The following is a 10,127-nucleotide window of genomic DNA, read 5'->3' as shown; positions in this document are numbered from 1 at the left end:
ATATTTTTTTTTGAAATTTTACTTTCTAAAAGAAGAGAGATTATTAATAGTGTAAAGAAATTTTTTTTAAATGACTCTTTAAAATTCATATTTTTAAAATCTAACTCTAAATCTTTTGTAAATTTGAAATTTTTTAGCTCCTCTTCTATCTCTTTCTGTGCTACCCCTAAAATTTTAAAGGCTTCTATCAATAACTTACCCAGTAGAATATGATTTTTCATAATGCTCTCCTTTGCAACCAACACTTTATAATAGTAATTACTTTCTATTTATATTTTTCTTTTATTTTTTGCTAAAAAAAGTGGAGTTAAAAAAACTCCACTCTATTCATTAAATATTATATAATTTTTTCATTCTCTCTATTCTAGCTAAAGTTCTATCTCTCCCAATAATAGATACTAAGTTATATAGATCTGCTCCTTTTGGAAGTCCAGTTAACACCGCTCTTAAAGGCATATATACTTTTCCTGGTCCCTCTCCAACTTCGTCTAAAGTTTCTTTTAATAACTCTTTAGCTCTTTCAATAGATATAGCTTCATCACATGCAGCTATTTTTTCTTGGAATAGGTTTATTGATCTCTTTCCAGCCTCATCTTGAATAACTGTATGAAGTCTTTCAATACCTTTTACCTCTTTTTTATCCGTTTCTTCTGTTACCACTGGTAGAGTGTACTCATCTTTAAAGTAAACTTCTGATTGCTCAACAATCTCTTTTATAGTCTGAGCTCCCTCTCTTAAAATATCAACTACTCTTGAAAGAGTGTCAAACTCTTTCTCAGTTAACTCCTCACCAATTAAACCAGCATTTCTAAAGAATGGAACTGCTAACTCTGTTAACTCTCTTAAATCTTTCATTCTCATATGTTGGTTATTTACCCATCCTAGTTTAACTAGGTCAAATACAGGTCCTCCTAAAGATACCTTATCTATATCAAAGTTATCTTTAAACTCTTGAAGTGTAAATATCTCTTTATTCTCTCCAAATGAGTATCCCATTAATCCTAAGAAGTTTACAATACCCTCTTTTAGGTATCCCTCTTCTCTATACCAATTTAATGATACTGGATTTTTTCTCTTAGATATTTTTGTTCTATCTGAGTTTCTAAGAAGTGGCATATGAATGAACTCTGGCTCTTGCCATCCAAAAGCTTTATATAGTTGGATATGCTTTGGTGTTGATGCAATCCACTCCTCAGCTCTGATTACATGAGTGATATTCATTAAGTAGTCATCTACAACATTTGCTAAGTGATAAGTTGGGAATCCGTCACCTTTTAATAAAACCTGATCATCAATTTTATTATTTTCAAAAACGATATCCCCTCTTAATCTATCTTTTATTATTGTTTCTCCCTCATAAGGCATTTTAAGTCTAATTACATACTCTTCGCCAGCAGCTAATTTAGCCTCAATCTCCTCTTTAGAAAGAGATCTACAATGACCATCATATCCTGGAGCTTTTCCCATAGCTTTTTGTCTCTCTCTCAATTTTTCCAATCTATCTTGAGTACAGAAGCAGTAGTATGCCTCTCCTTTTTCTACTAATTTATGTGCATACTCTCCATATAAATGGAATCTCTCTGATTGTCTATATGGTCCTACTGGTCCACCGATATCAGGACCTTCAGCATAGTCTAATCCTAGCCACTTTAAAGCATCAAATATCATCTGCTCTGATCCTTCTGTGTATCTATTTTGGTCAGTATCCTCTATTCTTAATATAAAGTCTCCACCATTTTTATAAGCAAAAGCTAAGTTGAATAACGCAATGTAAGCTGTTCCTACGTGTGGATCTCCTGTTGGAGAAGGCGCAATTCTTGTTCTTACTCTTCTTTCCATTATAATCTCTCCCTTTTTTGTAATTTGTACCCTATATTATAATCCATATAGATAATAATTTCAAGATTACTTACTAGTTTTTATTTTTTGACCATCTCAAATATCCATTTATAAAGTCATCAATATCTCCATCCATAACTGCTCTAATATTTCCAGACTCCACACCCGTTCTATGATCCTTTACCATTGTATAAGGTTGGAATACATATGATCTAATTTGATTTCCCCAACCAATATCACTTTGTTCTCCCTGAATCTTTTTTAACTCCTCCTCTTTTTTCTTCATCTCAAGTTCTAGAAGTTTAGACTTTAAAAGTTTCATGGCTGTTTCTCTATTACTAAGTTGTGATCTCTCTCTTTGACAAGTCACTACAACTCCAGTTGGTATATGCGTTATTCTAACTGCTGAGTCAGTCATATTTACGTGCTGCCCACCAGCTCCAGAAGCTCTATATGTGTCTATTCTCAAATCACCTGAATCTATCGTTATCTCAACTGTATCATCAACCTCTGGCATTATATCCACAGATGCAAATGAAGTGTGTCTTTTTTTATTGGCATCAAAAGGAGATATTCTTACAAGTCTATGAACACCTTTTTCACCTTTCAAATATCCATATGCTCTTGTACCTTCCACCAGAAGAGTAATTGATTTTATTCCTACTGAATCCCCTGGCATATAGTCCATCTCTGTCACTTTAAACCCTCTTGAATTGAACCATCTCATATACATTCTATACAGCATATCCGCCCAATCACAGGCCTCTGTTCCTCCAGCTCCTGAGTGAATTGTAACTATTGCATTATTTCCATCATACTCTCCATCTAAAAGCATTTTAGTATCGAAGTTATCAATCATATGCGTAAGTTTACTATGTTTTTCCTCTAGTTCCTCTACAAAGTCTTCCTCTCCCATAGAGACAAAATCTATTAATACTTCCTCATCAAAAAACATATTCTCTATAGATTCAAACTCTTTTACAATATCTTTTTCCTCGTTCATCTCTTTTATTATTTTTCCACTAGTTAACTTATCATTCCAAAATCCATCCTCTAATGTCTTTTTCTCTAAAGTGGCAATTTTTGCTCTTCTGCCATCTAAGTCAAAGAGACCCCCTTATAGCATCTATTTGATTTTTAAACTGATTATACTCTCTTTTTAATTCTAAAATGTCCATTAAAACTCCTCCTGATATTACTTTAAATTTAATAATAACTTCTCTAACTCTTCCAATGTTTTATATGAATAGTACTCCTCATTGATCTTTAAAGCCTTTCCTTTTCCACATCTTCCTAAACAGTGTCTCTCCTCTATTGGAAAATCCACCTTGATTTTTATCTCCTCTAACTTCTCCTTTAATCCTGACTGTTTACAATTTCTTCCCACACAAACTTGAACATAGTTTTTAGTTCTCGCCCTTTGTAATTTAGGATAGAATTTTATTGTACTTTCCAATGAGAATGGAAAAATATCCATTTTTTTTGCTATATGATTTAAAACTTCATCTGGAAGATATCCCAATTCATCTACAACAAAAGATAGAACTTTATAATCATTTTTTCTATCCTCTAAACTATCTATATAGTTATCTAATTTTTGATAAAAATCTCTCATTTTACCTCTCTTTCCATTATTAATGCAACAGCTGTTGCATACTCCTTACAATGAGATATGGATATCTCCACCACATATCTACTATTTTTTTCCTCTAAATTTCCTTTTAAAGTTACCTCAGGCTTTCCTAAGGGGTTATTTAAAATCTCTATATCTACTAAATTAAATCCTCTAACTCCAGTTCCTAATGCTTTAGATATAGCTTCCTTGGCTGAAAACCTTCCAGCATAACTTTCACTTCTATTTCCTTTTCCCTCTATTTGAGATATCTCTGCGTCTGTGAATACTCTTTTCTTAAACCCATCTTTTTCAATAGCTTTAGATATTCTTTCAATCTCCACTATATCATTTCCTATTCCTATAAATTTCATAGTCATATCCTAACCTATTCTATATAATTTTTTAGCATTCTCAGTAGTTATTCTTGTAACCTCTTCAACATCCATTCCTTTTATTTCAGCTATTTTTTTTGCCACATACTCCACATAAATAGGTTCATTTCTTTTCCCTCTAAATGGCTCTGGAGTTAGATATGGACAATCTGTTTCAATCACAACTCTATCCACTGGAATATCTTTTACCACTTCAACAGTTTTTTTAGCATTTTTAAAAGTTAAAGTTCCACCTATTCCCAAATAAAATCTATCAATAAGTTGTTTTACTGTTTCTAAAGATCCAGGATAACAGTGGATAACTCCAGTTATACTTGGATACTCTTTTAATATATTGACTGTATCTTCCATAGCGTCCCTTGTGTGGATAACAACGGGTTTATTCAATCTCATAGCAAGCTCTAATTGCTTTTTAAATCTTTCCTGTTGAATCTCTTTTGTCTCTGTCATCCAGTGATAGTCCAATCCTATCTCACCTATTGCCACAACTTTGGAATCCCCTCCCAAAAGTTCAAGCTCCTTTTCAACCTCTTGGTTATATTCAGCTATATCAATGGGGTGTACTCCAATCACTGCGTATATAAAACTATACTTTTTTGCCAGCTCTAAACTTTTTTTAGAACTTGCTAAATCATATCCTATATTTACGCAAAACTCTAATTTTTCTTTTATTCTTTCTATTACATCCACTCTATCTTCATCGAATTTTTCATTATCCAAATGACAATGTGTATCCACTAATTTCATAACTTCACCTCTTTTGAATTTTCAAAAAACTTTTAATATATTTTATCACAATAACAGTATATTTTCCAGATTCTACCACACTCTATTTCATATTTATGTTTTTTTATAAGAAAAGTAAAGATTTTGTTGTTCTATTTTCAAAAAAATGATAAAATAATTAATAGACTTATAAAGAAAAAGGAGAGTATTTTACATGGAACCAACTTTAATTTTTGGACACAGAAATCCAGACACAGATTCAATCTGTTCAGCTATCTCATTAGCTAGATTAAAAGAATTAAAAGGAGAATCTGCTCAAGCTTGTAGATTAGGAAACATTAGTAAGGAAACTGAATTTGTTTTAAACAGCTTTAAAATAGATGCACCAAAACTACTTTCAACAGTAAGTGCTCAAATATCAGACTTAACTCGTGTTGAGAAGAAAACTATTAATCATAAAGATTCATTAAAAAGAGCTTTAGAAATAATGACAGAGGAGAACTTCTCAAGTTTACCAGTTGTTAACAGCAAAAATCACTTAAGAGGAATGATTCATGTTTCAGATATTGCTAATGCTTATTTGAATATCGACTACTCTGAACTATTCTCTAAATACTATACAACTTATGAAAATCTAAAAGATGTTTTAGAGGGAGAGGTTATCAGTGGAGAATACCCTTGTGGTAAAATTGAAGCTAGTTTAAAAGGGGTAAGTGAGTATAGAAATATCGCTGCAGGTGATATTGTTATTACTACAACACTACTTGATTCTGTTGATGATTTAATTGATTTAGGTGTTAATATGATTATTCTTTGCTGCGACAAAGATGATGTTATTTTACCTAGAGATTCTAAAACTCCTATTTTAAGAGTTAATAAATCTCTATTTAAAGCAATTCCATTGATTTCACAGTCGGTATCAATTCTGTCAATAATGAGTAATGAAAAGTTCTACTCATTCTCAACTGATGATTACTTAGTTGATATCAAAGATATTATGAAGGAGTCTACACAGACAAACTTCCCAGTTGTTGACAAAAATGGAGAGGTTTATGGAACAATAAGAACTAAAAACTTAATTAACTTCACTAGAAAAAATGTTGTTTTAGTTGACCACAATGAAGCTGCTCAATCAGTTGCTGGCTTAAAAGATGCTAAAATAGTTCAAGTTGTTGATCACCATAAGTTTGGAAACTTTGAAACAAATGAACCTGTTAAAATAAATGCTGAAACTGTTGGATGTACTTGTACAATTATCTACGGTTTATATAAAGAGGCTGGAATAGTTCCACCTAAAGAGATTGCTGGTTTAATGATGAGTGCTATTCTATCAGATACACTTCTATTTAAATCACCTACTTGTACAGAGAAAGATATTCAGGTTGTAAAAGAACTTGCCGCTATTGCTGGTATAGAGAATTATGAAGCTTTCGGTATGGATATGCTTATAGCTGGTACATCTCTTTCTGATAAAACTCCAGAGGAGATCTTGAGCATGGATCAAAAAGAGTTCTCTATGAATGGTATTAAATTAGCAATCTCTCAAGTTAATACAGTTGATGTAAAAGGAGTGCTAGATCAACAATCAGCTTTAGAAAAAGCTATGGCTAAAACAAATGCTGAAAATGACTACCAGTTATCTGTATTAGTTATTACTGATATTGTAAAAGCTGGATCTATGTTACTTGTTGTTGGAGAACCATCTCTTGTTGAAAGAGGATTCCATACAACTTTAACAAATAATACTGCATGGGTTGATGGTGTTGTATCTAGAAAGAAACAAGTTGTTCCTTTCTTAATGGCTGCTTCTCAAGGAGTGTGATTTTAAATGTTTCTACCTACTACAATGGAAGAGGTTAAAAAATTAGGTTGGGACTCTTTAGATATAATTCTTGTATCTGGAGATACCTATTTAGACACCTCTTATAATGGTACTGCTATTATCGGTAAATGGTTAGTTAAACATGGTTTTAAAGTAGGAGTAATCGCTCAACCAGATATTAACTCTGATAAAGATATAACTAGATTAGGAACTCCCAATTTATATTGGGCAGTTTCTGCTGGTTGTGTAGATTCCATGGTTGCTAACTATACTGCTGTTAAAAAAAGAAGAAAAAGTGACGATTTTACTCCAGGTGGAATTAACAATAGAAGACCTGATAGAGCTACGATTCAATATACAAATTTAATTCGTCGTTTCTTTAAAAATAGTCCTGTTCCCATTGTATTAGGGGGAATAGAGGCTAGTCTTAGAAGAGTTGTCCACTATGACTACTGGAGTAACTCTTTAAGACGTCCTATTATTTTTGACGCTAAAGCTGATATCATCTCCTATGGAATGGGAGAAAAATCTATGTTAAACCTTGCTACAGCACTAAAAAATGGTAAGGATTGGAAAGATATTAGAGGTATTGGCTATATCTCCAAAGAACCAAAAGAGGGTTATTTAGCCCTTCCAAGCTTTGAAGAGTGCGTTGAAAAAAAGGAAAATTTTATAAAAGCTTTTGAACTTTTCTATCATAATTGTGATCCTATAACTGCCAAAGGAATCTATCAAAAAAATGCTGATAGATACTTTATTCAAAATCCACCTTGTGAGAACTTCACTTCTCAAGAGATGGATGAGATATATGGACTTGATTTTGAAAGAGACGTTCATCCATACTATAAAAAAGATGGACATGTCAAAGCTTTAGATACTATTAAACACTCTGTTACTACACACAGAGGGTGCTATGGAGAGTGTAACTTCTGTGCAATCGCTGTTCATCAAGGAAGAACAGTGATCTCTAGAAGTGAGGATTCCATAGTTAAAGAGGTTACAAATATAGCTAATTCAAAAGGATTTAAAGGAAATATATCTGATGTAGGAGGCCCTACAGCTAATATGTATGGTCTTGAGTGTAATAAAAAACTTAAACATGGAGCTTGTTCTCATAAAAGATGTCTCTATCCTGAAACTTGCCCCGCTTTAAAACTTGATCACTCTAGACAGATCTCTCTTTTGAAAAAGCTAAAATCAATAGATAAAATTAAAAAAATATTTATTGCATCTGGAATTAGATATGATATGATTTTAGATGATAATAAGTCTGGTGATAGATATCTTGAAGAGCTTATCAAAGACCATATTTCAGGACAGATGAAAATTGCTCCTGAGCATACAGAGGATAAAATTCTTTCTCTTATGGGTAAACAAGGAAAAAGCATTTTAAAAGAGTTTAAAAACCGTTTTTATGAACTAAATAAAAAACATGATAAAAAACAGTTTTTAACTTACTATTTAATTGCTGCTCATCCTGGGTGTAACGAAAAAGATATGTTAGATTTAAAAAGATTCGCATCCTCTGAACTAAAAATAAGTCCAGAGCAGGTACAAATTTTTACTCCTACTCCATCAACTTATTCTACACTTATGTACTATACCGAAATGAATCCACTTAACAATAAAAAAATATTTGTTGAGAAGGATAACGGTAAAAAACAAAAACAAAAAGATATTATCACTCAAACAAATAAAACTAGGAGGTATTAAAATTGAAACCTATTGTTGCAATCGTTGGAAGACCAAATGTTGGAAAATCAACACTATTTAATAAATTGGTTGGAGATAGAGTTGCTATCGTTGATGACCAACCAGGAGTTACAAGAGATAGACTATATAGAGAAACTGAGTGGGCTGGAAAAGAGTTCGTTCTAGTTGATACTGGAGGACTTGAGCCTAGGAATAATGATTTTATGATGACTAAAATTAAACAACAAGCTGAAGTTGCTATGAATGAAGCAGATGTTATTTTATTCGTTGTAGATGGAAAAAATGGTTTAAATCCTTTAGATGAAGAGATCGCTTATCTATTAAGAAAAAAACATAAACCAGTTATTCTTTGTGTTAATAAAATTGATAACTTCCAAGCTCAACAGGATGATGTATATGATTTCTGGGGACTTGGATTTGAACATCTAATACCAATATCAGGAGAGCATAAAGTTAACCTTGGAGATATGTTAGATCTAGTGGTTAATATTATTGATCAAACAGTTGAAGAGTATGAGGAAGAAGAGGGACTTAAGTTAGCTATTATAGGTAGACCTAATGCTGGAAAGTCATCTCTTGTTAATAGACTTTCTGGTGAGGAAAGAACTATTGTAAGTAACATAGCTGGTACAACTAGAGATGCTATTGACACTGCCATTGAGTATGATGGAAATAGATATATCCTTATAGATACTGCTGGTATTAGAAGAAAATCTAAAGTTGAAGAGAGTTTAGAGTATTACTCTGTTTTAAGAGCTATAAAAACTATAAAAAGAGCGGATGTTTGTATCTGGATGATAGATGGTAGCGAAGGATTAACTGAGCAAGATAAAAGAATTGCTGGTATCGCTTATGAAGAGAAAAAGCCAATTATTATAGTTATAAACAAATGGGACACTATTCCTGATAAGAAAAATGATACAATGAAAAAGATGAGAGAGGAGCTGTACACTGAGTTACCATTCCTATCTTATGCACCTATTGAATTCGTATCAGCTTTAACTGGTCAGAGAACAACTAAGTTATTAGAGCATGCAGAAGCTGTATTTGCTGAGTATAATAAAAGAATCTCTACTGGATTATTAAACACTGTTATCAGTGAGGCTATTATTATGAATAATCCGCCTACAAGAAAAGGTAGAGTTGTTAAGATTAACTATGCTACACAAATCTCTACTGCACCACCAAGATTTGTTCTTTTCTGTAACTATCCAGAGTTAGTTCACTTCTCTTATGGTAGATATATTGAAAATAAATTAAGAGAATCTTTCGGATTTGAAGGTACTCCTATCGATGTTATCTTTGAACATAAAAATAGTTAAGGTTTAAAAATGAAGAAGGTTCTTATTGTTGAAGATGAAAAATCTCTTGCTAAGGTTATTTCAGACTCTTTAAGAGATGAGGGGTTTGAAACAGTTATAACCCATAGAGGAGACGAAGCAATCGATTATTTTTATAAAGAGAAACCAGATCTTATTTTATTAGATATAAATCTCCCAGGTATGAATGGCTGGGAGATTTGTAAAAAATTAAAGTCATTATCTCAAATACCCATAATTATGATTACTGCTAGAGATAGTGAGTTCGATGAAATAAAAGGACTTGAATTAGGTGCTGATGACTATATAACAAAACCATTTACACCTAAACTTCTCATTATTAAATTGAAAAAAATATTCAAACTTAATAATGATACATTTTTTAAAGTTGGAGATATCACATTTGACTTTAACACATTTAAGTTAGATACTCCTGAGGAGAGCAACACTCTTCCTAGAAGAGAAGCGCAACTTTTAGAGTTTTTTTTAAGAAATCAAAATATTATCTTTTCTCGTGAAACTTTACTTAATGAAGTGTGGGGATTTGAGTTTTTTGGTGATGAAAGAGCAGTGGATACAATTGTTAAAAGATTGAGAAAAAAACTTGGAAGTTATGATAACTATATTAAAAGTGTAAGAGGAGTTGGTTATGTCTTTAAAGCAGATTAATTTTCCAATAAAACTAAACTTCTTTAAAAAAC

General features: G+C 32.1%; 10 protein-coding genes. 4 read left to right on the top strand and 6 right to left on the bottom strand.

The features are described from left to right. From ACMOUI_RS06320 to ACMOUI_RS06295, 6 genes are all read right to left on the bottom strand, one after another. Positions 1–221, bottom strand: a 221-nt coding sequence (locus ACMOUI_RS06320) for a hypothetical protein (protein WP_418964886.1), incomplete at its 3' end; no start/stop codon positions are given. 109 nt (positions 222–330) lie between these two features. Beyond that, positions 331–1,839, bottom strand: a complete 1,509-nt coding sequence (gene gltX / locus ACMOUI_RS06315) for a glutamate--tRNA ligase (protein ID WP_418964885.1) — start codon at positions 1,837–1,839, stop codon at positions 331–333. Positions 1,840–1,912: 73 nt separating this feature from the next. Next, positions 1,913–3,017 (bottom strand): peptide chain release factor 2 gene (gene prfB / locus ACMOUI_RS06310; RefSeq protein WP_418964884.1). Its coding sequence is split into 2 segments (ribosomal slippage): positions 1,913–2,944 and positions 2,946–3,017, totalling 1,104 coding nucleotides; the frame shifts between segments, so codons are not numbered across the junction. 17 nt (positions 3,018–3,034) lie between these two features. Continuing rightward, positions 3,035–3,454: an NAD(P)H-dependent oxidoreductase subunit E gene (locus ACMOUI_RS06305; RefSeq protein WP_418964883.1), complete on the bottom strand. Its 420-nt coding sequence runs from the start codon at positions 3,452–3,454 to the stop codon at positions 3,035–3,037. Next, positions 3,451–3,825, bottom strand: coding sequence for a holo-ACP synthase (gene acpS / locus ACMOUI_RS06300; RefSeq protein ID WP_418964882.1), 375 nt, complete (start codon positions 3,823–3,825; stop codon positions 3,451–3,453). The genes ACMOUI_RS06305 and acpS overlap by 4 nt, the downstream gene beginning before the upstream one ends. A 9-nt stretch (positions 3,826–3,834) precedes the next feature. Continuing rightward, positions 3,835–4,593, bottom strand: coding sequence for a TatD family hydrolase (locus tag ACMOUI_RS06295; protein ID WP_418964881.1), 759 nt, complete (start codon positions 4,591–4,593; stop codon positions 3,835–3,837). Between the two features lie 193 nt (positions 4,594–4,786). Between ACMOUI_RS06295 and ACMOUI_RS06290 the strand changes: the two genes are divergently transcribed. The 4 genes from ACMOUI_RS06290 to ACMOUI_RS06275 are packed head-to-tail and all read left to right on the top strand — an operon-like array spanning position 4,787 to position 10,095. Continuing rightward, positions 4,787–6,394, top strand: a complete 1,608-nt coding sequence (locus tag ACMOUI_RS06290; protein WP_418964880.1) for a putative manganese-dependent inorganic diphosphatase — start codon at positions 4,787–4,789, stop codon at positions 6,392–6,394. A 6-nt stretch (positions 6,395–6,400) separates the two neighbouring features. After that, complete coding sequence (locus tag ACMOUI_RS06285; RefSeq protein ID WP_418964879.1) at positions 6,401–8,107, top strand: YgiQ family radical SAM protein; 1,707 nt, start codon at positions 6,401–6,403, stop codon at positions 8,105–8,107. Positions 8,108–8,109: 2 nt separating this feature from the next. After that, a complete protein-coding gene (gene der, locus ACMOUI_RS06280; RefSeq protein ID WP_418964878.1) occupies positions 8,110–9,429 on the top strand; it encodes a ribosome biogenesis GTPase Der in 1,320 nt (439 codons plus the stop codon). A gap of 9 nt (positions 9,430–9,438) precedes the next feature. Then, the gene (locus tag ACMOUI_RS06275; RefSeq protein WP_418964877.1) at positions 9,439–10,095 is read left to right on the top strand and encodes a response regulator transcription factor; all 657 of its coding nucleotides are present in this window, start codon (positions 9,439–9,441) and stop codon (positions 10,093–10,095) included. The last annotated feature ends 32 nt before the right edge of the window (positions 10,096–10,127 follow it).

The organism is Cetobacterium sp., assembly GCF_048470075.1.
Classification (GTDB): domain Bacteria; phylum Fusobacteriota; class Fusobacteriia; order Fusobacteriales; family Fusobacteriaceae; genus Cetobacterium_A.
This window is presented reverse-complemented; position numbering and strand designations above follow the sequence as displayed.